The 24,755-nt window shown below is 42.5% G+C and carries 21 protein-coding genes and 4 tRNA genes; 13 read left to right on the top strand and 12 right to left on the bottom strand.

The annotated features are described in order from the left end of the window. Window positions 1-74: 74 nt before the first annotated feature. The 5 genes from V2H77_RS15825 (at window position 75) to V2H77_RS15805 (ending at window position 1,595) form a co-directional block, all read left to right on the top strand. Window positions 75-151: transfer RNA gene (locus V2H77_RS15825), tRNA-Arg, on the top strand. A gap of 75 nt (window positions 152-226) precedes the next feature. Then, a tRNA-His gene (locus V2H77_RS15820) sits at window positions 227-302 on the top strand. A gap of 15 nt (window positions 303-317) precedes the next feature. Further along, window positions 318-404 (top strand) — tRNA-Leu (locus V2H77_RS15815). A 31-nt stretch (window positions 405-435) separates the two neighbouring features. Then, a tRNA-Pro gene (locus V2H77_RS15810) sits at window positions 436-512 on the top strand. A 780-nt stretch (window positions 513-1,292) separates the two neighbouring features. Further along, window positions 1,293-1,595 (top strand): NINE protein, encoded by a 303-nt coding sequence (locus V2H77_RS15805; protein WP_341499567.1) that lies wholly within the window; start codon window positions 1,293-1,295, stop codon window positions 1,593-1,595. 89 nt (window positions 1,596-1,684) lie between these two features. Here the strand turns inward: V2H77_RS15805 and hemY are convergent, their stop codons facing one another. The 4 genes from hemY to hemC are packed head-to-tail and all read right to left on the bottom strand — an operon-like array spanning window position 1,685 to window position 5,750. Beyond that, window positions 1,685-2,917 carry a protoheme IX biogenesis protein HemY gene (gene hemY, locus V2H77_RS15800; RefSeq protein WP_341499566.1) on the bottom strand — a complete coding sequence of 411 codons (1,233 nt, stop codon included), beginning with the start codon at window positions 2,915-2,917 and terminating at the stop codon, window positions 1,685-1,687. A 3-nt stretch (window positions 2,918-2,920) separates the two neighbouring features. Beyond that, the gene (gene hemX, locus V2H77_RS15795; RefSeq protein ID WP_341499565.1) at window positions 2,921-4,051 is read right to left on the bottom strand and encodes a uroporphyrinogen-III C-methyltransferase; all 1,131 of its coding nucleotides are present in this window, start codon (window positions 4,049-4,051) and stop codon (window positions 2,921-2,923) included. A 20-nt stretch (window positions 4,052-4,071) separates the two neighbouring features. Next, on the bottom strand, window positions 4,072-4,812 hold the full coding sequence (gene hemD, locus V2H77_RS15790) for a uroporphyrinogen-III synthase (RefSeq protein WP_341499564.1): 741 nt from the start codon (window positions 4,810-4,812) through the stop codon (window positions 4,072-4,074). Continuing rightward, entirely contained in the window at window positions 4,809-5,750 is a 942-nt protein-coding gene (hemC, locus tag V2H77_RS15785) for a hydroxymethylbilane synthase (protein WP_341499563.1), read from the bottom strand. The genes hemD and hemC overlap by 4 nt, the downstream gene beginning before the upstream one ends. 599 nt (window positions 5,751-6,349) lie before the next feature. Here hemC and V2H77_RS15780 point away from each other — a divergent pair. Continuing rightward, the gene (locus tag V2H77_RS15780) at window positions 6,350-8,923 is read left to right on the top strand and encodes a class I adenylate cyclase (RefSeq protein ID WP_341499562.1); all 2,574 of its coding nucleotides are present in this window, start codon (window positions 6,350-6,352) and stop codon (window positions 8,921-8,923) included. Window positions 8,924-8,951: 28 nt separating this feature from the next. Here the strand turns inward: V2H77_RS15780 and cyaY are convergent, their stop codons facing one another. Then, window positions 8,952-9,272 (bottom strand): iron donor protein CyaY, encoded by a 321-nt coding sequence (gene cyaY / locus V2H77_RS15775; protein WP_088374043.1) that lies wholly within the window; start codon window positions 9,270-9,272, stop codon window positions 8,952-8,954. A 78-nt stretch (window positions 9,273-9,350) separates the two neighbouring features. Here cyaY and lptM point away from each other — a divergent pair, with 78 nt between their 5' ends. The 7 genes from lptM (at window position 9,351) to corA (ending at window position 16,044) form a co-directional block, all read left to right on the top strand. Then, window positions 9,351-9,536 carry an LPS translocon maturation chaperone LptM gene (gene lptM / locus V2H77_RS15770; protein ID WP_088374044.1) on the top strand — a complete coding sequence of 62 codons (186 nt, stop codon included), beginning with the start codon at window positions 9,351-9,353 and terminating at the stop codon, window positions 9,534-9,536. A gap of 47 nt (window positions 9,537-9,583) precedes the next feature. Further along, window positions 9,584-10,408 carry a diaminopimelate epimerase gene (gene dapF, locus V2H77_RS15765; protein ID WP_341499561.1) on the top strand — a complete coding sequence of 275 codons (825 nt, stop codon included), beginning with the start codon at window positions 9,584-9,586 and terminating at the stop codon, window positions 10,406-10,408. 32 nt (window positions 10,409-10,440) lie between these two features. Next, window positions 10,441-11,145: a DUF484 domain-containing protein gene (locus V2H77_RS15760; RefSeq protein ID WP_341499560.1), complete on the top strand. Its 705-nt coding sequence runs from the start codon at window positions 10,441-10,443 to the stop codon at window positions 11,143-11,145. Next, the gene (gene xerC / locus V2H77_RS15755) at window positions 11,142-12,053 is read left to right on the top strand and encodes a tyrosine recombinase XerC (protein WP_341499559.1); all 912 of its coding nucleotides are present in this window, start codon (window positions 11,142-11,144) and stop codon (window positions 12,051-12,053) included. Before V2H77_RS15760 ends, xerC begins: the two co-directional genes overlap by 4 nt. Next, window positions 12,053-12,769 (top strand): 5-amino-6-(5-phospho-D-ribitylamino)uracil phosphatase YigB, encoded by a 717-nt coding sequence (gene yigB, locus V2H77_RS15750; protein ID WP_341499558.1) that lies wholly within the window; start codon window positions 12,053-12,055, stop codon window positions 12,767-12,769. The genes xerC and yigB overlap by 1 nt, the downstream gene beginning before the upstream one ends. Window positions 12,770-12,835: 66 nt before the next feature. After that, complete coding sequence (gene uvrD, locus V2H77_RS15745) at window positions 12,836-14,998, top strand: DNA helicase II (protein ID WP_445935531.1); 2,163 nt, start codon at window positions 12,836-12,838, stop codon at window positions 14,996-14,998. 95 nt (window positions 14,999-15,093) lie between these two features. Continuing rightward, the gene (corA, locus tag V2H77_RS15740; protein WP_049585403.1) at window positions 15,094-16,044 is read left to right on the top strand and encodes a magnesium/cobalt transporter CorA; all 951 of its coding nucleotides are present in this window, start codon (window positions 15,094-15,096) and stop codon (window positions 16,042-16,044) included. Between the two features lie 361 nt (window positions 16,045-16,405). On the opposite strand, the gene V2H77_RS15735 is transcribed toward corA, so the two are convergent. The 7 genes from V2H77_RS15735 to fhuF form a co-directional block, all read right to left on the bottom strand. Beyond that, window positions 16,406-16,669 (bottom strand): hypothetical protein, encoded by a 264-nt coding sequence (locus V2H77_RS15735; RefSeq protein WP_341499556.1) that lies wholly within the window; start codon window positions 16,667-16,669, stop codon window positions 16,406-16,408. Window positions 16,670-16,676: 7 nt separating this feature from the next. Beyond that, window positions 16,677-17,567 carry an EamA family transporter RarD gene (gene rarD, locus V2H77_RS15730; protein WP_265378218.1) on the bottom strand — a complete coding sequence of 297 codons (891 nt, stop codon included), beginning with the start codon at window positions 17,565-17,567 and terminating at the stop codon, window positions 16,677-16,679. A 114-nt stretch (window positions 17,568-17,681) separates the two neighbouring features. Next, window positions 17,682-18,152: a thioesterase family protein gene (locus V2H77_RS15725; RefSeq protein WP_341499555.1), complete on the bottom strand. Its 471-nt coding sequence runs from the start codon at window positions 18,150-18,152 to the stop codon at window positions 17,682-17,684. Between the two features lie 308 nt (window positions 18,153-18,460). Further along, complete coding sequence (locus V2H77_RS15720) at window positions 18,461-20,863, bottom strand: GNAT family N-acetyltransferase (RefSeq protein WP_341499554.1); 2,403 nt, start codon at window positions 20,861-20,863, stop codon at window positions 18,461-18,463. Continuing rightward, window positions 20,863-22,164 (bottom strand): lysine N(6)-hydroxylase/L-ornithine N(5)-oxygenase family protein, encoded by a 1,302-nt coding sequence (locus V2H77_RS15715; protein WP_341499553.1) that lies wholly within the window; start codon window positions 22,162-22,164, stop codon window positions 20,863-20,865. Before V2H77_RS15715 ends, V2H77_RS15720 begins: the two co-directional genes overlap by 1 nt. A gap of 30 nt (window positions 22,165-22,194) precedes the next feature. After that, on the bottom strand, window positions 22,195-23,652 hold the full coding sequence (locus tag V2H77_RS15710; protein WP_341499583.1) for a pyridoxal phosphate-dependent decarboxylase family protein: 1,458 nt from the start codon (window positions 23,650-23,652) through the stop codon (window positions 22,195-22,197). A 262-nt stretch (window positions 23,653-23,914) separates the two neighbouring features. Further along, the gene (gene fhuF / locus V2H77_RS15705) at window positions 23,915-24,691 is read right to left on the bottom strand and encodes a siderophore-iron reductase FhuF (protein ID WP_341499552.1); all 777 of its coding nucleotides are present in this window, start codon (window positions 24,689-24,691) and stop codon (window positions 23,915-23,917) included. Window positions 24,692-24,755: the final 64 nt, after the last annotated feature.

Here is a 24,755-nt window from a genome sequence, read left to right as displayed (position 1 = left end):
CGCATCATTTCTTTAAAAAAGCACTGGACAGTAGATCATTAAATCCGTACTATCCCCATCCGCAACGGCGTTAAGCGCCCGTAGCTCAGCTGGATAGAGCGCTGCCCTCCGGAGGCAGAGGTCTCAGGTTCGAATCCTGTCGGGCGCGCCATTATTTGCGTGCAAGAGCTGCGGTGATGTATTACGCTGTTGGTAGTTAAGTGTTTAGCAGTAAATAGCTGTTATGGTGGCTATAGCTCAGTTGGTAGAGCCCTGGATTGTGATTCCAGTTGTCGTGGGTTCGAGTCCCATTAGCCACCCCATCTTTTTTATGACACGCGAGGGTGGCGGAATTGGTAGACGCGCTAGCTTCAGGTGTTAGTGTCCTTACGGACGTGGGGGTTCAAGTCCCCCCTTTCGCACCATAAAAAAGAGAAAAGAAAAAATAGAAAATTTCGGCGAGTAGCGCAGCTTGGTAGCGCAACTGGTTTGGGACCAGTGGGTCGGAGGTTCGAATCCTCTCTCGCCGACCAAATTCTAAAAGAACCCTGCAATGCAGGGTTTTTTGCGTTTTATCCCTTTTTGTTCCCCCTGACTTTTTATTTCCTTTCCTATCCATCCATATACCTTCAAGTTGTGCTCTTTTGATTCAAATTTAGTGGATTGTTTTTTTAAAATAACTATTTGTTTTATATGTAAATTTCTTATTTTTTGTATTTTGACGACAATTGATATATTAGCTGTCTCAAATAAGAGACTTATAACAAATTGAATTTTAATGAAAATAATAAATACCTTATGTTTTGTCTCAAATAAGAGACAGTGTATAAAATGGATTTTGTGATGATTCGATTTCTTGTTGTAATAAATAGAGAAATAGCTGATGAAGCGAGGCAGCGTTCATTTGAATAAAAGTTGGCACACTAAATGCATTATTATAAACGTAGATGCTCATCCTATTTCTTATGATTGCCTATGCTTCATAAACCCAGGGATGATGCAGAGCCGATTATCGGTGCCTATTGTCCATGTCACAGATGAGTAAGATATAACCTTCTTTTCATCGCCGACCGGACTCAACGTTGAGTGAGGCACTATCCGTCTGTAGACCTGATTGTATTTGTACACCTATCTTTGTTTTATAAGGTAGGTGTTTTTTTTATTCCTAAGAGATATATCTGGTAGGTTTATATACTGTTTAGATATTACTATCTAATATAAGCAGAACTGAAAATATGATGGTGAGTTTTTTTAATATAAAATTAATTTAGCTACTTATTTTCATTCCTAAACTTATCTTAAGGGGAATATTGATGTCAAAAATGATTGGATGCTTTGGGTGTGGTCGAATGTTGCATGAGTCTGCACAATCATGCCCACATTGTGGCGCGATGATAAAGGCTTATTCTTCTGGTAGTAAAAATCGAATTGTTGCTGCACTGTTGGCGTTTTTTCTTGGTTACATTGGCGCTCATAAATTTTATCTGGGCAAAATCGGTACGGGGATTTTATATCTGCTATTTTGCTGGACATTTATCCCTGTACTTATCGCATTTATTGAATTTATTATTTATCTTTGCACTTCCGATGAAGATTTTGCCAAAAAATATGGTTAGAAAAATGCCCCGTGCGGGGCATTTTTAATCAGGGCATGTAGACTGGCTAATAAAGATGGCGATGGATGAGAGATCACGACGCTACGGTGTTAGCTGACACTATTGCTATTAGCTAGATCACTCTTTACTACATTACTCTCACGCTTTAAAGTAAGTACTAATCCTTCGCGACGAACCTGTGCTGCCTCTTCTGGTTTACGCAGTTTATCCAATGCATCTGCTAACCAGGCATAATCATGTGCATCAGGACGTTGGGCTAGTGCGGTTTTAAAATCTTTTACTGCTTTTTCCCATTCTCCGTGGCGCAAAGCAACTTGTCCCAGCGTACTGTTTAGCAGGGGAGTTGAGCCATGTTGTTTTAACTGATGATCCAACGCGTTTTGTATCGGCTTTGGATCTTCGCTTTTTAAGCGTGGGATCAATAAGAGTAAACGTTCGTCGTATTGACGTTTTAAACTTTCCAATATGATCTTTTGTGCAGTTTCATGGTCATCACATTCAATTAAATGTTCAGATATTGCAACTTGTAAAGCCACATCATGGCGAATTTTTCGGCTTTGATCATGCCACCAACGTTTTAAACCTTCGCTGCCTTGTTCTGCCATGTACTGATTCATCAGGCCGATATACGCCTGCTGGCGCAATTTGTGAATTTGTAATTCATCGTGTAGATGGATTTTTTCCATTACCGGTATTATATCAATCAGTGACTGGTAGGCTCCTGATTTCATATAAGCCTGTTCAGCCAGGCGTAGGACTTCTGGATGGCGAGAAGCTTGATTCAATAGCTTGTCTACACCATGACGAGCTGCATGAATTTCACCTTGCGTGAGTTGAATACGTACACGGGTAATATCCACAGGCAACTGGTTATTATCTGCGACTTCTGCCGCGCGTTGTAAGTATTGATTAGTACGGAATTCATCCCCACGTTGTTGGGCTGCTTCAGCCGCTAGTAAATAGTTGACTACCGGTTGTTCTGCATGATCAGCGTTACGGGTCAGTAATTGCTCAACTTGTTTGAAATCGCCTTCTGCCAGTTTGATCAGCGCTTCTTTGGTTTGAGCATGGGCACGGTTGCGTTTGCGTCCAAGGAACCAGCCGCGGGTACGTGAGCTTGTGCGTATAACTCTGCGGTAGCACCAGCCAAGGAAGCAGAGTACCAGTTGTAAAAGAACAAATATAATGAACAGGCCGGTAACACTGGTTTCAATGTTGTAATTGTCAGTTTGAATCAGAACATATCCCTGATGGCCGGCAACTATTGGACCAAGCACAATACCAACAATGAGTACTACAAACAGTAATAGAACTTTCAGCATAGCTTAACCCTCCTGATTAGTTTCAGAAGATTGGGAAAGCAAGCTACGAACTCGGGTTTGCATCAGTTTTTCCAGTAAAGGCTGGCTTGAAAGTTGATCTGGCGCAGTGATGGAAATAGGCTGTTGGCTTAATGAATCAATTTCTTCCAGGAATGCTTTGGTATTGGGATCGTTGATATCAAAGTAAGCTCTAACCCAAGTTGAAACCGTTTCTAATGACTGTTTAAAAACTTCACCTTGATGACGAGGTATTGCTTGAGCGGCAATCAACAGACGGGCACGGATATTCTCTCGTAGATAGATATCTTGATTTGGCGCCAGTAATGGCTCTGCTGTGGTATCCCGGCGACGGATGGTAATGAAATTGTCCATGAAACTTTTCCAGCTTTTGCTCAGATTCTGGCGCCATTCAGATAATGTACCGGTTAATTCATCATTATCTTCGTCCATTGGCGAACCATCGGTTGTATTGTCTGCCAGACGCAGGTTATCTACCTGGTTAGAAAGCTGGTTAACTCGCAGGATAATGCCGTCAAAATCAATCTGACTAATGGCAGATAATGTACTGATGTCTTGTGTAATTGCACGGCGGATTTCAATCAGGCTTGGATCATGCATTTCAGCGAGACTGGCATCTGCATTTTTCAACAGAGCAGCGGCGGTGACTATATCTTGATCATTCCATAATTTCCGGCCTGCCATCTTGACCAGAAAATCAGCTTGTGCCAGTAGCCAACTTTTTACATCAGAACTGGATAACGTAGAGAATTTGGCCTGTAACTCTTGTAGGCTATTACCTAGTTGCTCATTTTGTGCGGCAAAATGGCTTAAAGTCTGTGATTGTTCTTTGAACCGCGCTTCAATATGCTGTTTATCCTGTGATTGCTGTTGTTTCATTGATTCCAGTTGTTGGCGTAGCTCGTGGTTCTCTGCACTCAATAAATGGCTTTGTTGCTGTCCGTAATAATAAAGACCGCCGCCAATTGCCAGCATGATTGCAATGGCAATAATGTTTTTTAGCGTGCCAGAACGTTCTGGCTTTTGAGGCGCTGTTTTGGGCTCGGGCTGTTGCGAGTTTTCAACCGTAGTTTTTGTTTGTTCAACTGTCTCGGAGGACTGTTTTTGCTCCGTCATAGTGGGCATCCCATGTCAGTTTATTCTAGTGCCTGAATTAAGGCGTCGTTATCTGCGCTTTTTGCAACTTTAACATCCTGCCAGCCCAAGTTCCGGGCGGTATGTGCAAGACGCTCGCTTACCACAATCAGGCGGCAATGCAATAACCACCTGTTTCGATCACTTTCGGGTATTAAGTTATATAACAGTTGCAGTATTTCGCCACTGGTTACAACTAAAGTTTGTACTCCAGACTTTTGCCAGTGGGCACTGAATTCTGCTGCCGGGTAGTCTACTGGCTGGCGGAAATAACATTCACAATAGTTAACTGTAACGCCTCTTTCTGTCAGCGTCCGGGCAATAAGTTCACGTCCGCCATTTCCTCTGAGCAGCAAAGCTTGTTTATTTTCAACCTGATGTAGTGATGGTAGTTTTAGCAGGATTTCGCTGGTTTCACCCTCTGATGACCAGATAACATTCATACCCGTTAGTTGATGAAAAGCCAGAGCGGTTGATCTGCCAATAGCATAATAAATCAGCTTGTCGGGCCATGACAGATTAATTTTATTTAACTGCAAGTTTGCATAGTAAACTGCATTTTTTGACAACAGAAATACCATATCACTGGTATTTAGATGGCTAAGCTTCTCAGCTAGCTGTGGCAGCTCTGAACCTGGGTGAATATTGATTAAAGGCGCGCTGAAAGCTGTTTTTCCCGCTGCCTGTAACTTTCTGACTAGCTCCTCTCCGGCAGGAGCAGGGCGAGTCACCAGAATGCTCATGTGGGAGGATTTCCTCGATAAACTTCGGTTAGAATTTCCCGTGCGCCCCGTTCTAACAATTCTTCTGCCAATTCAACTCCTGCCTGACAAGCATCTTCTGGTAAAGCCGTTCTTTCACCGCGAATAATAACGCTACCATCAGGTGCGCCAACCAATGCTCGTAACCAAATTTTCTCATCCTGCCAAATGGCATAGCTACCTATTGGTACTTGGCAGCCCCCTTCTAGCCGGGTATTCATTGCACGTTCGGCAAGAACACAGATTTCTGTATCATAGTGGTTTAATGGCGCTAACAGAGTTTGTGTTTGTTGGTCGTCAAGGCGGCATTCAATTCCTACCGCGCCTTGACCAACAGCAGGTAATGATTGTTCTGCCGTCAATGGCGTACGGATACGCTCATGCAGTTTTAACCTATTCAATCCTGCGACGGCGAGGATGATGGCATCATAGTGACCATTATCCAACTTGTTCAGGCGGGTTCCAACATTGCCCCGAAGGTCACGGATAATCAGATCAGGACGTAATTCACGGATTTGACACTGACGGCGTAAACTTGATGTGCCAACAATACTGCCTGTTGGCAATTCATCAAGAGAGTGATATTTGACAGAGACGAAAGCATCACGAGGATCATCACGTTCACAAATAGTGACCAGACCAAGCCCTTCTGGAAAAGAAACGGGGACATCTTTCATTGAATGGACAGCGATATCGGCTCGGCCTTCAAGCAGAGCTAATTCTAACTCTTTGACAAACAGTCCTTTTCCTCCGATTTTTGCCAGAGGCGTGTCCAGAATGACATCGCCCTTGGTTACCATCGGAACCAGTTGAACCTCCAGATCTGGGTGATATTGTTGTAGTTTTTGCTGAACATACAGCGCCTGCCACATGGCTAGAGGGCTTTGTCGGGTCGCGATACGGATGGTTTTAGTTGACATAGATGTTTGTATTTCTCAGGCTTTTCGGCCGTCATATAAATGAAAAACATAGCACTCGTTTTAACATTTCAGCACTTTTTTTTCCAGTTAGGGGGTTAAGAAGAAGATATGCCGGTTATGTTAAATTGTAAAATAAATTTTAATTTTTTAAATTATTTTTATAGCAATGAAAATAGATTGATTTAATTATGAATTAACTTTTCTAGTAAATTATTTCTGTAATTAAGGAATTCTGAATGAAAAGAATCATTAATTAAAATATAGCCAACGGAGTCATTTTCATCGGATTGATGATAACGAGGTATTATGCGTATTAGGTTGAAAAAATGGACGGAGAAAATTTCTTTCGTATAAGAAAGTATAAATGGTATGGTTTTTTTGATTATTTCCATATATAACAATGTATTATTTGATTTTTCGTACAACAAGACATCGTAATTCAATTGCTTTACTGACTTTACGGTTTATCGACAAGGTGTTAAATTGATCACGTTTCCGGTAATAAATTGGTAAAAATCATTCTAAATAATTCCATCAAGCTATAACAGCCGGAAACGGGGGATTTATCTGGGCACTGGAACTCAATCGGGCGAGACGTCTTGTACCTTTATATCGAAACACTGAAGCAGAGACTGGATGCGATAAACCAACTCAGGTTAGAACGCGCCTCTACCGCCATGAGTGCGGAATTTAAGCAGGTATACAGTTTACTGCCAGTATTACTGCATTATCAGCATCCGATGATGCCAGGTTACATTAACGGTAATGTTCCCTATGGCGTATGTTTTTTCGTGCATGATGAAGCACAAAAATCTTATCTTAATGATTTAGAAAATAAATTAGATCACTTTATAGAACAGCCTGCCAATGGTGAACTGCCTATTACTGGTATTTACTCAATGGGCAGTACCTCATCAATCGGGCAGAGCAATTGTTCTGATCTGGATATTTGGGTATGTCATCAGTCATGGCTTGATAATGATGAGCGCCTTTTGCTGCAACGTAAGTGTACGCTTATTGAACAGTGGGCGGCAGCGCTAGGTATTGAGGTCAATTTTTTTCTTATTGACGAAAACCGTTTTCGCCATAATGCGAGTGGTAGTCTCGGTGGTGAGGACTGCGGTTCTACTCAGCATATTCTATTACTTGATGAATTTTACCGTACCGCTGTACGTATGGCGGGTAAGCGTTTGTTATGGGAAATGGTGCCCGTAGAAGAAGAGCGCCATTATGATGAATATGTTTTATCCCTTTACGCGCAAGGTGTTCTGACGCCAAACGAGTGGCTTGATCTCGGCGGATTGGGTGAACTCTCCGCTGAAGAGTACTTTGGCGCTAGCTTATGGCAACTCTACAAAAGTATCGATTCCCCTTATAAAGCGGTATTGAAAAGCTTATTACTGGAAGCCTATTCTTGGGAATATCCCAATGGTAAGTTACTGGCAATGGAGATGAAACAGCGCCTGCATGCGGGTGAAATAGTCTGCTTTGGCCTTGATGCATACAGTATGATGCTTGAGCGTGTTACCCGTTATCTGACGGAGATTAATGATACAACCCGGTTAGATCTAATACGTCGATGTTTTTATTTAAAAGTTTGTGAAAAGCTCTCTCTTAATCAAGATGATAAAGGTTGCATTGGTTGGCGACGCCAGGTTCTGACTCAATTGGTTTATGAGTGGAAGTGGGAGCCAGAGCGGTTGAACATTTTGGATAACCGCAACGCATGGAAAATTGAACAGGTTCGTGATGCGCATAATGAACTGCTTGATACCATGATGCAGAGCTATCGTAATCTTATCCGTTTTGCCCGCCGTAATAATCTGAGTGTCAGTGCCAGTCCACAGGATATTGGTGTGCTGACGCGTAAACTTTATGCTGCATTTGAAGCATTGCCCGGAAAAGTAACGTTGGTTAATCCGCAAATTTCGCCAGACTTATCAGAGAAAAATTTAACATTTATTTATGTTCCTCAAGGACGAGCAAACCGCAGCGGTTGGTATCTTTACAATCAGGCGCCGACTATTGGCTCGATCATTGGTCATCAACCGCTGGAATATAATCGTTATCTTAATAAACTGGTATCGTGGACCTACTTTAACGGCTTGTTAACAGAAAAGTCGTGTGTCCATATTCATCATGGTGAAACTCAATGTGATGAGCTGAAACTGCATGAATTGATTAATGATATTTCTGCTCATTTCCCGATTCGTCTGCCAGCGCCGACACCGAGAGCACTCTATAGCCCGTGTGAAATTCGCCATTTGGCAATTATTGTCAATCTGGAGAAAGATCCGACGGCTGAGTTTTCGAATCAGGTTGTACATTTTGATTTTCGTAAACTTGATGTATTCAGTTTTGGTGAATCGCAACAGTGTTTGGTGGAAAGTATTGACTTACTTTACCGCAATTCATGGAATGAAGTGCGAACCTTACACTTTAGTGGCGAGCAATCTGTGCTGGAAGCGTTGAAGACCATATTGGGCAAGATGCATCAGGATGCTGCACTGCCGGCAGCGGTTGAAGTGTTCTGTTACAGCGAACATTTACGAGGGCTTATTCGAACCCGAATCCAGCAACTGGTATCTGAATGTATTGAATTACGTTTATCCAGCAATCGTCAGGACCCAGGCCGTTTTAAAGCGTTACGCATTGCCGGCCAGACTTGGGGGCTGTTCTTTGAACGTCTTAATGTATCGGTGCAGAAATTGGAAAATGCCGTGGAATTCTATGGGGCGATTTCTAATAACAAATTGCATGGGTTGCCGGTGAAAATTAATACTAAAGAGACACATTTGCCCGCAGTGGTTGATGGTTTTGCCAGTGAGGGCATTATTCAGTTTTTCTTTGAAAATATGCAAGATAATAAAAGTTTTAATATTTATATTCTGGATGAAACTAACCGGGTAGAAATCTATTCTCATTGTGAGGGAAGTAAGGAAGAGTTGGTACGTGACGTCAGTCGGTTTTATTCTTCATCTCATGATCGGTTTACTTACGGCTCAAGTTTTATCAACTTTAACTTGCCGCAGTTTTATCAGATCGTCCAAATGGAAGGACAAACTCAGGTTATTCCATTTAGTGGAACATCTTTTTCACATTTGTGTGTGACTCATGATGGGGAAAGTGGAGAAGAACGGTCAGAACTTTATCGTTCTGTGTCACATTACTGATTTACCCCGCGGTGCGGGGTAGGTTCAATTATGGAAAACTGAACGGTTCGCCGCTTTGCTCAGTGATGGCGTGTGCTAGCATGGTTAAAAAATTGTCACCGCTACGGTCGCAAATCCACTGACCTTCTTTGTAGTCAAAATGGTAACCCCCGCTTTTGGTTGCCAACCAGATTTGATGGAAAGGTTCCTGGCGATTGATAATAATTTTGCTGTCATTATCAAAGCTGAGGGTCATGACACCGCCATTGGTTTCACAGTCGATATCGGCATTGCCATCATAATTATCCAACTGCCCTTCGATATAAACCATCAGTTGGTCAGCTAACTGGTGAAATTCACTGTCGTTCATCTTCATTTCCTATTTGCTTTTCGAGGTCTAACTGCGATTATAGAGAATATTGACGTATGAATTACAGGCATTAATGCAATGAAGAAAAAATTACGCGGATTTCTGGCTATCATAACTTTATTTATACTTTCCGGCTGTGGACTAAAAGGTCCTCTCTATTTTCCTCCAGAACAACCATCGACCGAGAAGGCGACAACGGCATCTCAGATTCCCGCGAATACTGAGCAGCAAGGGCAAAAAGTGGATAGCACCTCTCAGAAATAAGCGAGATAAGCCGATAGTCAGTGACTATGGCTGACGTGGAGCATGATATGCAGTTCTCCAAAATGCATGGCTTGGGTAATGACTTTATGGTCGTTGATGCTGTGACCCAAAATGTTTATTTCTCACCAGAGCTGATCTGCCGTTTAGCAGATAGGCATACTGGTGTGGGCTTCGATCAGTTGTTAGTTGTTGAAGCGCCTTATGATCCAGATATGGATTTTCACTATCGAATTTTTAATGCTGACGGTAGTGAAGTTGCACAGTGTGGCAATGGAGCGCGTTGTTTTGCCCGTTTTGTTCGTCTTAAGGGATTAATTAATAAGCGTGATATTAAAGTCAGTACGCAATCGGGACGGATGATGTTGAGCATCACCAATGATGATCAGGTTTGCGTTAATATGGGGGAACCTGAATTTGAGCCGCATCATGTGCCATTTCGTGCGTTAAGGGCAGAAAAAACCTATATTTTACGGGTAGTAGAGAGAACTGTGCTTTGTGGTGTTGTCTCTATGGGGAATCCTCATTGTGTGATTCAAGTGCCAGATGTAGAAACAGCCGAAGTAGAAATTTTGGGGCCAGCTTTGGAAAGCCACGAAAGATTTCCTGAACGGGCGAATATTGGTTTCATGCAGATTTTAAACCGTGGTCATATCCGCTTACGGGTTTACGAACGTGGCGTTGGGGAAACCCAAGCTTGTGGCAGTGGTGCTTGCGCAGCGGTAGCAGTAGGCATTCAGCAGCAACTGCTCGACAATCATGTTCGGGTAGATTTGCCGGGAGGTTCACTGTTGATCTGTTGGGACGGGCCGGGAAAACCGCTCTATATGACAGGGCCGGCGACGCATGTTTATGATGGCGCAATTCATCTGTAATCGATTCTGTTTTGAGCTGCGGAGCATCGAAGATGGAGAGAAAAGAAGAGCAGTTAAACATCAATGACATACTTGATGATCAGACTGTTGTGGATTATTTATTGGAAAACCCCAATTTCTTTATCCGTAATGCATGTGTCGTTGAACAGATGCGGGTTCCTCACCCGGTAAGAGAAACGGTTTCTTTGGTTGAATGGTATATGAACCGCCAGAGAACGCGGATTGCTTATCTGGAAGAAGATATCACTCTGCTCATGGAACAGGCTAGAGTGAATGAACAACTGTTTGAGCAGTTGCTTAAATTACTGATTGATTTGGTTGCGGCAGAGAGTTTGCAGGATATGCTTAGTCGATTAAGTTCATGGGCTAAGAATATGGGGCTAAATAGTGCTAGCATCCGTCTTTTCAATGATAAATGGCATATTGGCGCACCACTTGACGCACCTAATTTGGCGCTTTCCCGCAATGCTTTTGAGCCAATTCGTATTCAGCGTTTTGGTAATAAAAACCACTATCTCGGTATGCTAAATGGGCCGGAAATTTTATTGTTATTGCCGCAAGTTCGGCATGTAGGTTCGGTTGCCGTTTCTCTACTGGGAACGAGGGGCGAACTGGGTATGGTGATATTTAACAGTCGGAACCATCAACATTATCAAGAAGGTATGGGAACTGACATGCTTGAGCATCTGGCTAATTTATTGCCGGATATACTGTCTCGTTGGATTAAACGAATATGATGCAGGAAATTGACCGGTTACTGGAGCCGATTGAGGCATTTTTGCGCTACCTCAAGGTAGAGCGTCGATTAAGTCCAGTGACTATCACCAATTATCGTCGCCAGCTTGCTACATTGGCTGAGATGGTTTTAGAAATGGGTGTTAGCCAATGGAAAGATCTTGAGCCCGCGAAAGTGAGAATGTTGGTAACACGTAGTCGTCGGGCTGGTTTGCAGTCAGCTAGTTTGGCGTTGCGTTTATCTTCCTTGCGTAGTTTCCTTGATTGGCAGGTGACTCAAGGCGAAATTTCCGTTAACCCGAGTAAAACCGTCAGCACGCCGGGAACCAAGCGTCATTTGCCGAAAAATATCGATGTGGATGAAGTGAACCAACTGCTGAATATCAATTTTAATGATCCATTATCGGTGCGTGACCGGACGATGTTAGAAGTGATGTATGGTGCTGGATTACGGTTGTCAGAGTTGGTGGGCCTTGATTGCCAGCACTTGGATCTTGAAAGTGGAGAAGTATGGGTTTCAGGTAAAGGCAGTAAAGAGCGGAAGGTCCCTTTGGGACAGACCGCGGTTGAATGGCTTAATCGTTGGTTGGAGATGCGGAAACTATTCGAGCCGGAGGATAACGCTGTTTTTGTCTCAAAGAGTGGGCGGCGAATATCAACCCGCAATGTACAAAAACGATTTGCGCAGTGGGGAATACGTCAGGGAATCAGCAGCCATATTCACCCTCATAAATTGCGTCACTCTTTTGCCACTCATATTCTGGAATCCAGTGGTGATTTGCGCGCAGTTCAGGAATTGTTGGGCCATGCTAGCCTATCTTCCACACAAATTTATACTCATTTGGATTTTCAGCATTTGACAAAAGTGTATGATGTAGCCCATCCCAGAGCCAAACGGGGGAAATCGTAATGCATTTTTACCGGCCTCTTGCGCCAGTGTTAGCGATGACATTTGATCTGGATGATACGCTGTATGATAATCATCCAGTCATGGATAAGACGGAAGAGGAAGTACTGAATTTTGTACGGCAGTATGATCCCAGGTTCAGTCATCTTAAGCACCAGGATCTATATGCTTTCCGTGAATTGACGCTTGAGCAGTATCCTGAAATTTATCATGACATGACTTTATGGCGTTGGCACTCCTCAAGGTTGATGTTTTGCCATTACGGTTTCAGTCGCGAAGAGGCTGAACGAGGGGCAGATGATGTCATGGCGCATTTCACACTTTGGCGTAATCGGATTGAGATTCCTGAATCAACACATAAAACTCTGGCGGCACTTGCTGAACAGATGCCGCTGGTAGCGATTACTAATGGTAATGCCGAACCTGCCGCCTGTGGCCTTGCCCCTTATTTTAAATTTGTGTTAAAAGCTGGCCCTGATGGCCGTGCAAAACCTTGCAGCGATATGTACTGTTTGGCCGCGGATCGTCTGGATTTACCGCTTGGGCGAATCTTACATGTCGGTGATGATTTGAGTACCGATGTAGCAGGGGCGCTGCGTAGTGGTATGCAGGCTTGCTGGATGAATACTAAGAATAAAAAATTGTTGCAGACGACGGAAAGCCGCCTACTGCCTCACATTGAGATTTACGATTTGGCTTCTTTGACAGCATTGATATAATCAAGAAATTATTCTGTATAAAAACACAGCAACCTCTGGTCGCTGTCTAATCAATTGATGGTAACTATGGACGTCTCCTATCTGCTCGAAAGTCTGAATGACAAACAACGGGAAGCTGTAGCTGCTCCGCGGACCAATATGTTGGTATTAGCTGGCGCGGGGAGCGGTAAAACTCGGGTTCTGGTACACCGAATTGCTTGGCTGTTGTCGGTGGAGAAGGCTTCGCCGTTTTCCATTATGGCGGTGACCTTCACCAATAAAGCGGCTGCGGAGATGCGTCATCGGATTGAAAATTTGATCGGTACCAGCCAAGGTGGAATGTGGATTGGTACGTTCCACGGTTTGGCTCATCGTTTGTTACGAGCTCATCATCTGGATGCCAATTTGCCACAGGATTTTCAGATTCTTGATAGCGAAGATCAACATCGACTGCTTAAACGCATTATCAAAGCGATGAATCTGGATGATAAACAATGGCCGGCTCGTCAAGGTATGTGGTACATCAATGGCAAAAAAGATGAAGGCTTGCGGCCACAGCATATTGAAAGTTATGGCAACCCTGTTGAAGCGACATGGCAGAAAATTTATCAGGCTTACCAAGAGGCTTGTGATCGAGCCGGGTTGGTGGATTTTGCCGAACTTTTACTGCGAGCGCATGAGTTGTGGCTGAATAAACCTCAGATCCTGCAACATTACCGTGGCCGCTTTACTAATATTCTGGTGGATGAGTTTCAGGACACTAACAGTATTCAATATGCTTGGATTCATTTGTTGGCAGGTGAAACAGGCAAAGTGATGATTGTCGGGGATGATGATCAATCTATTTATGGTTGGCGTGGGGCTCAAGTTGAGAATATTCAGCGTTTCCTGAAAGATTTTTCTGGTGCTGAAACTATCCGTTTGGAGCAAAATTACCGTTCCACCAGTAATATTTTGAAAGTTGCCAATACATTGATTGCCAACAACAGTGATCGTCTGGGTAAAAATTTGTGGACTGAGGGCGTAGAGGGTGAACCCATCTCCCTTTACTGTGCATTCAATGAATTGGATGAAGCCCGTTATGTGGTTAGCCGGATAAAAAACTGGCTTGAAAATGGCGGCGCTTTGAAAAATTGCGCCATACTTTACCGCAGCAACGCTCAGTCCCGTGTATTGGAAGAGGCGCTGTTACAGGCATCAATGCCATACCGTATTTATGGTGGTCAACGATTCTTCGAACGTCAGGAAATTAAAGATGCGCTGGCTTACTTGCGTCTGATCGCCAATCGTCATGATGACGCGGCTTTTGAACGTGTAGTGAATACGCCTACTCGTGGTATTGGCGATAGAACGTTGGATCTTGTGCGCCAGGCGGCGCGTGAACGGCAGCAAACATTGTGGGACTGTTGCCAAATATTGCTGCAAGAGAAAGTGCTGGCCGGGCGAGCTGCTGCTTCCTTACAACGTTTTATTGAACTGATTGACGCATTATCGACAGAAACCGAAGATATGCCATTGCATATTCAGACTGACAGAGTTATCCGTGATTCTGGCTTGCGAGCGATGTACCAGCAGGAAAAAGGCGAAAAAGCGCAGGCGCGTATTGAAAACCTTGAAGAACTTGTTACAGCGACTCGCCAGTTCAGTTATCAGGAAGAGGATGAAGATTTGACGCCATTGCAGGCGTTTCTTTCCCATGCTGCGCTGGAATCGGGAGAAGGTCAGGCCGATGCCTATCAGGATTCAGTGCAACTGATGACATTACATTCGGCTAAAGGACTTGAATTCCCACAAGTATTTATTGTTGGCATGGAAGAAGGTATGTTCCCAAGCCAGATGTCGATTGAAGAAGGTGGGCGTTTGGAAGAGGAGCGTCGCTTGGCTTATGTAGGTCTGACGCGTGCAATGGAAAAGTTGACTATCACTTATGCCGAAAGTCGTCGTTTATATGGTAAAGAGGTGTATCATCGGCCATCTCGTTTTATTGGGGAACTACCGTCAGAATGTATTGAAGAAGTTCGGTTACGTGCGACAGTATCTCGTCCCGTTAGCCATAGCCGGCTAGGTACGCCAATTAGCTCCAATGATAGTGGTTATGCTCTTGGACAACGTGTTCGTCATCCTAAATTTGGTGAAGGAACCGTTGTCAATATGGAAGGGAGTGGTGAACATAGCCGATTGCAAATCGCGTTTCAAGGGGAAGGGATTAAGTGGCTGGTGGCTGCTTATGCCAGACTTGAAATGGTCTAAAAATAATATCCAGGTTGAATGTTGACAGGCTTTTTCTTCTAAGCGTAACATTCGCGCCTTACGATCACGTAGGGAGTAACGGAGACTTATGATACATGCTGAGCGCATTTAAGTTAGAGAATAATCGCCTGCTCCGTCTTGAGTTTGAAGAGGGAGAAAAGTTATCTGATTCCTTATGGGTAGATTTAGTTGAACCGGGAGAGCAAGACAGGCTGCAAGTTCAAAATGAATTAGGCCAAATTCTGGCAACCCGACCGGAACTGGATGACATTGAGGCGTCGGCGCGTTTTTTTGAAGATGAAGACGGGATACACGTTCACTCGTTTTTCTACTTTGAAGACGCGGAAGACCATGCTGGCAACGCAACCGTTGCATTTACTATTCGTGATGGTCGTCTCTATACATTGCGAGAGCGGGAGCTCCCTGCGTTCCGATTGTATCGTATGCGTGCTCGTAATCAGACATTAGTTGATGGTAATGCTTATGAAGTGCTAATGGATCTGTTTGAAACCAAGATTGAACAGTTGGCTGATGTTATCGAAAATATTTACAGCGTGCTGGAATCCCTGAGCCGAGTCATTATGGAAGGGAAACAGGGTGATGAGTTTGACATAGCCTTATCCAGTCTTGCGGAGCAGGAAGATATCGGCTGGAAGGTTCGCTTGTGTCTTATGGATACTCAGCGTGCGCTTAACTTCTTGGTGAGACGAGCCCGTTTGCCGGGGGATCAACTGGAGCAGGCCCGTGAAATCTTGCGAGATATTGAATCGCTGTTGCCACATAATGAATCTCTGTTTCAGAAAGTTAATTTCTTGATGCAGGCGGCAATGGGTTTTATCAATATTGAACAGAGCAGAATTATCAAAATCTTCTCGGTTGTTTCTGTGGTATTCTTGCCGCCGACGCTGGTGGCTTCCAGTTATGGAATGAACTTTGAATTTATGCCGGAGTTGCACTGGACATTTGGTTATCCGGGCGCAATTGGTTTAATGATTGCTGCCGGTCTCGCGCCGTATCTCTATTTTAAGCGGAAGAATTGGCTTTAATATACGGCCGCCGTAATAATTTTATTACGGCGGCCAGAGCAGTTATAGAGACATGGGAATAACATATTAATAGTTTAATATCTATATTGTTCGGATTTTTATTTTAAAAATTTTATTTTTTATGATAATAATCTTAATACTGTTTAATTGTGGAATACTTATTTTTAAATAGGATATTTCTATTATTTAATATAATTTAATTTTTAATTAAAATATTATTATTCCTGATTATTTAATTTATATAAAATATGAAGATGGCATGAATTAAATTAAATTTTTTATTTAAAAAAACAGTATTTAATTATTAATAATAAAGTGGATGTAAAGATAAAAGGCATTGATTTACAGAATATAATTTATATTATAATTGTATTCTGTATTCTGTATTCTGAATATCAGCATTTCCATCAGATAGCGGTAATACAGCACAAAATCCCAAAATAACATCAGCTTGTTCCGCAATATAAACATATCCTGCTTCAATATATTTTATCGGCAGTTCTATCATATGGGGATTTGCTAGTAATAATTCCCTATCTTCTTCCCACATGAGAGATGCACGTAATTGCAGCGCTTCAAGGGCGATCTGTTCGGTTGTATTGGCTAATCTGATGGTTATTCTCATTATTTTGTTATCTCTGCGCTCTACGCTGTGTATACATTGCATCCAATGTAAATAGCACTAGTGCAGCCCAGATAAAGCCGAAAGTAATCAGACGATCAATGCCTATCTGTTCACCATAAACCAAGGTTGCTAGCAAAAACATTAGCGTTGGGCCGACGTACTGAAAGAATCCTAGTGTGGATAGACGCAGGTGAGCCGCGGCTTCGGTGAATAACAGTAATGGCACAGTAGTAATAATGCCTGCGGCGATCAGCAATAAATTGAGAGTCATTGGGTTATTACTTAAATCACTGGTTGGAGTGTTGGCAAAACCAAATAGATAAATGGCAGCAACCGGCAGTAACCAGAGGGTTTCAATCGTCATGCCCGTTTGAGCGTCAACATTCATTTTTTTACGCAGCAGGGCATACAGGGCAAAAGTGACAGCTAAACTTAATCCAATGACCGGTATAGAACCAAATTGCCATAGCTGGATTAACACGCCGGTGAAGGCCAGAATAACAGCAGCCCATTGCATGCGGCGGAAACGCTCACTCAGAAACAGCATACCGAACAAAACGTTAACCAGTGGGCTAATAAAATAACCCAGGCTAGCTTCCAGCATATGGCCGTGGTTTACTGCCCAGATGTAAATCAACCAGTTACAGGCAATGATAGTGGCCGTCACGGCCAGCAATAATACTTTTTTAGGTTGACGGAAAATTTTGGCTACCTGTGACCAGTGACGAGTTAATGTTAGCAACAGCAACATAAAGAAAAATGACCAAATAATACGATGAGTCAGAATTTCGTCAGCAGGTACTTGCTGGATATGTTTAAAATAAACTGGCGCGATTCCCCAGATAAAACAGGCGCCGAAGGCGTACAGTACTCCTTTAGTCGTTTGTGGCTTGTTCATATTGTCCTGATGTTAAGATAGAAGGTGGAAAACGTGTTACCGGTTTTTAGCCCGTTAACATGAAAATAATATGTCACCGGGCTGAATATTACGCAAGCGATTAAAATTATATTGTCATCCTACCAGATAGGTCGCCGTTACACTGGCGATATGGTCTCTCTGCTCATTATGTAGTTCTGCTCTGGCGACGGAAACTTTGTTGCCATTACGGATAATACTACTGGTGGCAGTAAATAATTCACCGCGGCCGGGGCGTAGGTAATCCACGCGTAAATCAATGGTTCCCATTGTTGATAATCGTTTTGCTAATTCTTCTATTGATGCCGGTACCAGACGGGGTAAGGCGTTACCGATGCAGACCAATCCACCACATACATCCAGCACTGATGCAACTACACCGCCATGTAGAATCTCCTGTGCAATATTACCTACTAGTTTACTTTGGTTACGGAATTGTATTTCTACGTAATCCGGTTCAAATCGGATCAGTTCAAGTCCTAATAATTGGTTAAAGGGCATATCGTGAACAAAAGCATGACCAATCACTTTTCGGGCTTCTTCCAGGGTTAATAGCGTTGTAGACATTTAATTTTATTCCTAAATAAAGGTATGTGTTATCAGTGTGAATTTATATAGTTAATGGTTTGTTAATGTTATGCTTTTATTGCTAACCTTGCCAGCTTGTAAGGAATATCTGGCAATAATCTGAATAACATAATTGAATACAACTATAGGTAAGTTGAAACGGGAAATAATATCGGCGCTGGAATTTAATCTACTGAAATTACGTGTATATGTAAATTATGTAAATAAATAAGGCAGTACTGTTCATCGTACTGCCTTAAGAAAATTGAGAGTTTTACTGATGAAGCTTAGTTTTCTGTAACTATGTTTTACGCATTACCAAATGTGGCAATTGGGTTAATCAGGTTATCAGCAAACTGTAAACTTTGAGCTGGATCAGCTAAATCAAGCATCTGACGGTTATTCGCTATTTGTAGGCGGTTTAGACAGCAGCGTTTAATCTCCGGTGTAAACAGATCGTAACGTACAAATTGCTCACTCAATTCGGGATGGTTGTGCTGATAGCTTAAAATACAATTTGCTACAGCCTGCCAGAACAGATCCTGTGAGTAGTCACCCTGTTCATCCAGAATTGCAGCCAGATAGCGGAATATACCGTCAAACACGTCAGATAGGATGGTTAGTGTTTTCATCTCTTCTGGCATGTCTACTTTGACTCGACTCGCTTTTTCCGGTAAATCGGCGTCGGGATTCATGACCAGAATTTCTTCAGCCAAATCTTTCATAAAGACGTGTTGTGGAGCATGGTCTTCCAATACCAGAATGATGTTTTCGCCGTGTGGCATAAACATCAGATCGTAAGCGTACAGGCAGTGCAACAGTGGAGCAAGATAACTATCCAAATAGCGGTTTAGCCATTCCTGAGTAGACAGACCGGATGCTGAAATTAACGCAGGCAACAGGGCATTCCCTTGCTGATCACTGTGCAGTAACGCAGCCATTGTCATCACTTGTTGCCCAGGTTCAATCAATTGCAATGGGTTTTCTCGCCATAGGGCCGCCATCATTTTTTTGTAAGGCGTATCGCTACTGATTGCTTGCTCGTAATAGCTGTTTTTGAAACCAACGCTGGCGACTTCTCGTAAAATTTTAAAACGATAATGTTGCAAGACGGGATCTTGCGTTACCAAATCAAATAGCCAGTCATTAATGCCCGGTGTCGTCGCCATATAATAAGGTGATAAACCGCGCATAAATCCCATATTTAGAATAGACAACGCCATTTTCACATAATATCGCTGAGGATGACTGCGATTGAATAGGGTACGGATTGACTGTTGCGCCTGATAGGTATCAGCGCCAATACCAAGGTAGACCAATTTCTGATTAGCAATATCGGGCGCAAACACCGATGCCAACTTGTTCTGCCATTGCCAGGGGTGAACAGGTATCAGTAGGTAATCCTCTGGATTAAGATTAAGCGCGATCAACCGCTGGTCAAATTCAGCCATTGTGGTTGTGCCTAGTTCTTGTTCCAGCAACTGTTGATAGTTGAGTTGCTCAATGCAGGCGAAGTGCGCTTTGCTCTTATGTGCGGCCAGCCATACTAAATGCATAGCAGAGGCGGCTTCGGGGCTAAAATTCTGAAAATCGCCAATATCAAAACCAATCCGGCCATTGTTGGCGACGAAAGAGGGGTGTCCTTCCATCATCTCCCCTTCCAGCGCCTGAAAATCAGTGTTCACGAGATCCATTGCACTGATGCCGATTCTGTTATGCTTAAAGGCGCTGCTATAGAGAGTACTGGTAATTTCTTCCAGATAGGTAGGCATCACGATGTCGCTAATGCCAAGTTGTTGTTTGAACTCAATAATGAATAGCAAGGAATCGAGCGCTACTTCTTCTCCGTGGGCATTTTTCTGTAACGAATCGGCATCAATCAGCCAGTGATCCAGCGCCATACGCCGCGCTCGGAAAGTATAGCTGACCAGATGGTCGGCATTATCCAAACGGTAATGATGATATCCGTCGCTATCTGCTTTTTCAGTTAACTGTTGAGGCGCGAGTAGACATTCATGTGAAAATTCAGAAATAGCTTTACACAAGTGCAGACGATTAACCTTCTGCCAGACCGCCGGTTGCAAGTGTGGAGCATTTGTCATCAATGAGCCTGAAGGGGTTGATGTTGTTGCTTGATGTTCCCGCTGTAACGCAATCTGATGCTGCTCTCTGGTACAAAAGGCTAACTTGGCGGTTTTATGAGGTAATACCAATGCCTTCTGATAAACAAAACCGGCCCGCAGATTAAGCTTGTGAATTTTCTCATTACGTATATCAGGTTCAACCACCATGCGAGCCACAGTAGGATCGCTAAAAATAAAGGCCATGATGGTTTGGAAAATTCCCCAAGTGAAATGCCTGATTTTTTCTTGCGGTGGTGCAACCAGAATATGCATTCCCATATCATCTGGGTGTGCTGGATAATATTTTCCAATCAAATCATCTTGTGCACGATAACACTCTAATAGAAAAGCAGGTTGCTCCCGATATATTCCAATAAATACACTACCTGGATGGCGTGATTCTAAATTATGATAAAATTCCCATACCTGTTGTTCGGTATTGTTTTTCATTCCCCAATAATGGGCGTAATCCCGGTTAACCCAGTCAGTTAATATGGGAATATCCCGTTCCAGATCCAGTGGACGTAATGCAAAGCTGCCTATTTCAGGCAAGGATTTTTCAAATAGCGTAGGATTAAAGATGGACATTAGCACGCTCCTTCGGTAGCAACGCTGAACTGCTGGAAAGCGATACTTTTCTCAATCGGGTAATGTTCAGTACCGGTAATTTCATAAATCAAGCAAGAATTGCGATAACAAGCCATCCCCAGATCCGGTGTAACGAAACCGTGGGTATGTAATTCCACATTTTGTATGAAAATAGTATTGTTGCGATCAATGCTGTAATTACGTTGTACACCATAACGCCCTTTTTCATCCCAACGAATAAGATGGCGTATATCTTCAATAAAAGTCGGAGGCTGATACTGATAGCCAGTTGCCAGAACAACTCCTGCGGTATCCAGAGAAAATGGTTGCTCCTGCTCATGCTGGAATAACGTTAATGTCAGGTCGCGCCCATTTTCTGCATGGCTAACTTGCCGTAACTCACTATTGGTATATAAATTAACGTTTAATTCACCGTTTAATCGTTTAGTGTACATTAAATCGAAAATATCGTTGATTAATGAACTATTGATGCCTTTATAAAGCTGTTTGTGGGACAGATTTAATGCATCACGTTTTTCTTCCGGGAGGTTATAGAAATAATCTACATATTCTGGTGAGGTCATTTCTAGTGTCAGCTTGGTATATTCCAGCGGGAGAAAACGTGGCGAACGGGTAAGCCAATTGAGTTGGTAATTGAATTTGTCAATATCACTGAGCAAATCGTAGAAAATCTCTGCGGCGCTTTGTCCACTACCCAAAACGGTAATAGATTGTTTTTGTTGTAAAGCGGCTTTGTTCTTCAAATAATTACCAGATGTCACCATCTGATCAGCGAAGGGTTGGCAGCACTTTGGAATATAGGGCGAAGGCCCGGTACCTAATACTAGCTTTTTACAAACAAATTGATGTTGTTGTCCTGTTAACGTATCTGAACAATGTAATGTATATAGCGAGGTATGTTCATCATAGCTAATGCTGTTAACGCGCGTGTTAAAACGTAAATTGGATAACTGTTCTACCGCCCATTGACAATATTGATTGTATTCCTTACGCATTAAGAAAAAACTTTCCCGGATATAAAAGGAATATATTCTCCCTTTTTGCTTAATATAATTAAGGAAGCTAAGTGGGTGCGTGGGTGAGGCTAAGGTCACCAGATCTGACATAAAAGGGGTCTGCATGGTGGAATTTTCCAGCATCATTCCCGGATGCCAATCAAAGCCCGGTTTTTGATCGATAAACAGGCTATGAACGTCTTTTAGTGGTTGAGTTAAACAAGCCAGTCCGAGATTAAAAGGACCTATTCCAATGGCAATAAAATCATAAGGGCGAGTTGTCATAATTTCTCCTGGTGAATAGCATTAATTTCATTAGTTATTATTATGGGTTGCCAGAAAATCGTTTCCGTGCATTACGATGCTATGCACAATTTCTTGTAGATGTTGTTGGTTTGTTGCCGGGTTAAGGAAAGTAAATTTTAAATATTGTTTGCCATTGACTTTGGTGCCTGCAATAACGGTATTACCTTCACGGAATAGCGCTTTGCGAATGGCTGCATTGATGGCATCAATATCAGCATCGGGTAATTTTTGTTTAGGAATAAAACGGAAAACCAAAGTACTTAATTCTGGATAATGAATAAGTTCAAAATAGGGATTTTGCGCCATTAATCGATGGGCATCCTGAGCCGTATCGACAACTTTATCAAAAGCTTGCCCAAGTCGTTTTGCGCCCATAATTCGTAATGTCAGCCACATTTTCAATGCATCAAAACGGCGAGTTGTCTGGATACTTTTATTAACCAGATTGGGTGTACCCTCTTGTGAGGCGCTGAGTGGATTTAAATATTCGGCATGATAAGTCAGATGGGATAAATGCTGCTTATTTTTGACGAAGAAAGCACTGCAACTAACGGGTTGGAAGAATGACTTATGGTAATCCACAGTGACAGAATCCGCCAAATTAATGCCTTCCAGTAGATGAGCGCGACGAGGCGAAACGAGTAAACCGCATCCGTATGCCGCATCCACATGTAGCCAAATACCATACTGTTTGGCGATAGCCGCGATAGGATGAAGTGGGTCAATACTGCCGAAATCCGTGGTACCGGTTGTCGCGACAATGGCAAAAGGAATGTTGCCTTGTTCGATGCATTGGTTAATGCTTTGTTCCAATGCTTGAGGGTCCATACGGAACTCACTGTCGTGAGGAACAGAGACAACGGCGTTATATCCTAAACCAAGGATAGCAGCGGCTTTTTGTGTACTGAAATGGCTGACTGTCGAGGTAAAAATACGCAGCTTATGGAAATCTGCTGGCAGACCATGTAGCTGATTTTTATGTTCAGGATCGCGCTGATGACAAAAATGATCCCGTGCCAGTAGCATTGCCATCAGATTTGATTGGGTGCCGCCACTAGTAAAGATACCATCAGCATTTATACCTAATGCCATTTTATCTCGTGTCCAGTCGAGAACTTTTTGCTCTATTAGTGTCCCGCCAGCGCTTTGATCCCAGGTATCCAATGAAGAATTAATCGCGCCAATAATGGTTTCAGCCAGAACGGCGGGTAATACCAATGGACAATTAAGATGGGCCACATACTTTGGATGATGAAAATAAACAGCATCTTTAAGATAAAGTTGCTGCAACTCATCTAAAGCCTGGTTTAAAGAGGTGAGGGGAAGATCTAAATTCACTTTAGAAAATAGTGGAGATAATTCATGGGGTAATATCCCACTGAAAGGCTTATCTACCCGTTGTAATACTTTCTTTATTCTGGTAACGACATTATAGGCGTCATCAAGATAGTCTCCAGCACTATGCATATTTAAGAAATATCTGGAAAAATCTTTTTCCGTTATATGACTATCTTCCGTGTGTGGATGGTTTAATAGCAGAGTGTCTCCGTACATTATATATCCTTTTTATCTCATATATAGGTTATCATTTGGTTATTGCCCAACATAATTGATTTTATTATGTGTAATGTTTGGTTAGATTAAATAAGTGTTGAATAATGGCGCGATTAAATCATAATAATCTCTTTCTGCCTAAACAGATAAGAATTAAAAATTATAGAATAGAATGTTAATCTTTACTTTCTACTTTGGATTCTAAAGGGCAATCATGACAATTACCGACGCCAGGTAGTTTATTTCGCTGGCAGCAACTGCGACGTTGCATATTGTTATGCCGTAAAATAACAGTACGGTAAAGGGGATTATCTCTACCATCAGGTAATTGCGGCTCCATAAAAAGACCATTTATAATTTCTTGATATAACTTGCTATTTATTCTTGTACTGAATTCGGTAAGATACCAATACATAAGATAACCGATATTATTCCACAGGAGACGTCTATTTATTCCTTGATATGATTCAATCTTTTCACATACGGGAATAATATGGCGCTCCAAGAGAGAATAATGGCGATATAGTAATGATGGAGGCGCTTCATTCAGCCAGGTTAAATTATAGTAAAAAATATCTGGCCTGCCGCTGTCATGGAATTCAACCTGAAAAAGATTGTAATGGGTATCCACTGCTTGTGGATATTCCAGCAGCATTAACATCATTGGGGGAATAACTAAACCAAAATACCATTGGGTCCACAAGGAATATAGGGCTTTTTGGTTAGGTTTTATATCATTGTCGCCGTAATATTCATCCTGATAGCGCTGAATTAATACTGGAAATTTCTTTGTATCTGACCACTGGGGAAAACTCATGCTAGTCACAGGGATATTGTCTGCATTTACTCTCATTGTGGCAGTAAAATGGCTGAATGTTTGTTCAAATAACTGGATGATATCTTCAATTACCACTGTGGTTAAAGGTGTAATTGAATGCTTTGTATTTGACACCACCAACTCCCTGTTTACACGTCCGTACTACCTGATTGTAGTATCTTACATATGACTAATCATT

This window comes from Photorhabdus sp. P32, from assembly GCF_038085095.1.
GTDB lineage: Bacteria > Pseudomonadota > Gammaproteobacteria > Enterobacterales > Enterobacteriaceae > Photorhabdus > Photorhabdus luminescens.
Note: the sequence above shows the minus strand (reverse complement) of the source record. Positions and strands in the feature narration are given on the sequence as shown.

Coding starts and splice junctions, on each gene's coding strand:
- lptM (WP_088374044.1), top strand. CDS start 9,351: ATGAAGAAAAAATTACGCGGATTTCTGGCTATCATAACTTTATTTATA.
- dapF (WP_341499561.1), top strand. CDS start 9,584: ATGCAGTTCTCCAAAATGCATGGCTTGGGTAATGACTTTATGGTCGTT.
- V2H77_RS15725 (WP_341499555.1), bottom strand. CDS start 18,152: ATGTCTACAACGCTATTAACCCTGGAAGAAGCCCGAAAAGTGATTGGT.
- corA (WP_049585403.1), top strand. CDS start 15,094: ATGCTGAGCGCATTTAAGTTAGAGAATAATCGCCTGCTCCGTCTTGAG.
- hemY (WP_341499566.1), bottom strand. CDS start 2,917: ATGCTGAAAGTTCTATTACTGTTTGTAGTACTCATTGTTGGTATTGTG.
- V2H77_RS15710 (WP_341499583.1), bottom strand. CDS start 23,652: ATGCATAGTGCTGGAGACTATCTTGATGACGCCTATAATGTCGTTACC.
- hemC (WP_341499563.1), bottom strand. CDS start 5,750: ATGTCAACTAAAACCATCCGTATCGCGACCCGACAAAGCCCTCTAGCC.
- hemD (WP_341499564.1), bottom strand. CDS start 4,812: ATGAGCATTCTGGTGACTCGCCCTGCTCCTGCCGGAGAGGAGCTAGTC.
- yigB (WP_341499558.1), top strand. CDS start 12,053: ATGCATTTTTACCGGCCTCTTGCGCCAGTGTTAGCGATGACATTTGAT.
- V2H77_RS15735 (WP_341499556.1), bottom strand. CDS start 16,669: ATGAGAATAACCATCAGATTAGCCAATACAACCGAACAGATCGCCCTT.
- xerC (WP_341499559.1), top strand. CDS start 11,142: ATGATGCAGGAAATTGACCGGTTACTGGAGCCGATTGAGGCATTTTTG.
- hemX (WP_341499565.1), bottom strand. CDS start 4,051: ATGACGGAGCAAAAACAGTCCTCCGAGACAGTTGAACAAACAAAAACT.
- rarD (WP_265378218.1), bottom strand. CDS start 17,567: ATGAACAAGCCACAAACGACTAAAGGAGTACTGTACGCCTTCGGCGCC.
- uvrD (WP_445935531.1), top strand. CDS start 12,836: ATGGACGTCTCCTATCTGCTCGAAAGTCTGAATGACAAACAACGGGAA.
- V2H77_RS15720 (WP_341499554.1), bottom strand. CDS start 20,863: ATGTCCATCTTTAATCCTACGCTATTTGAAAAATCCTTGCCTGAAATA.
- V2H77_RS15805 (WP_341499567.1), top strand. CDS start 1,293: ATGTCAAAAATGATTGGATGCTTTGGGTGTGGTCGAATGTTGCATGAG.
- V2H77_RS15760 (WP_341499560.1), top strand. CDS start 10,441: ATGGAGAGAAAAGAAGAGCAGTTAAACATCAATGACATACTTGATGAT.
- cyaY (WP_088374043.1), bottom strand. CDS start 9,272: ATGAACGACAGTGAATTTCACCAGTTAGCTGACCAACTGATGGTTTAT.
- V2H77_RS15715 (WP_341499553.1), bottom strand. CDS start 22,164: ATGACAACTCGCCCTTATGATTTTATTGCCATTGGAATAGGTCCTTTT.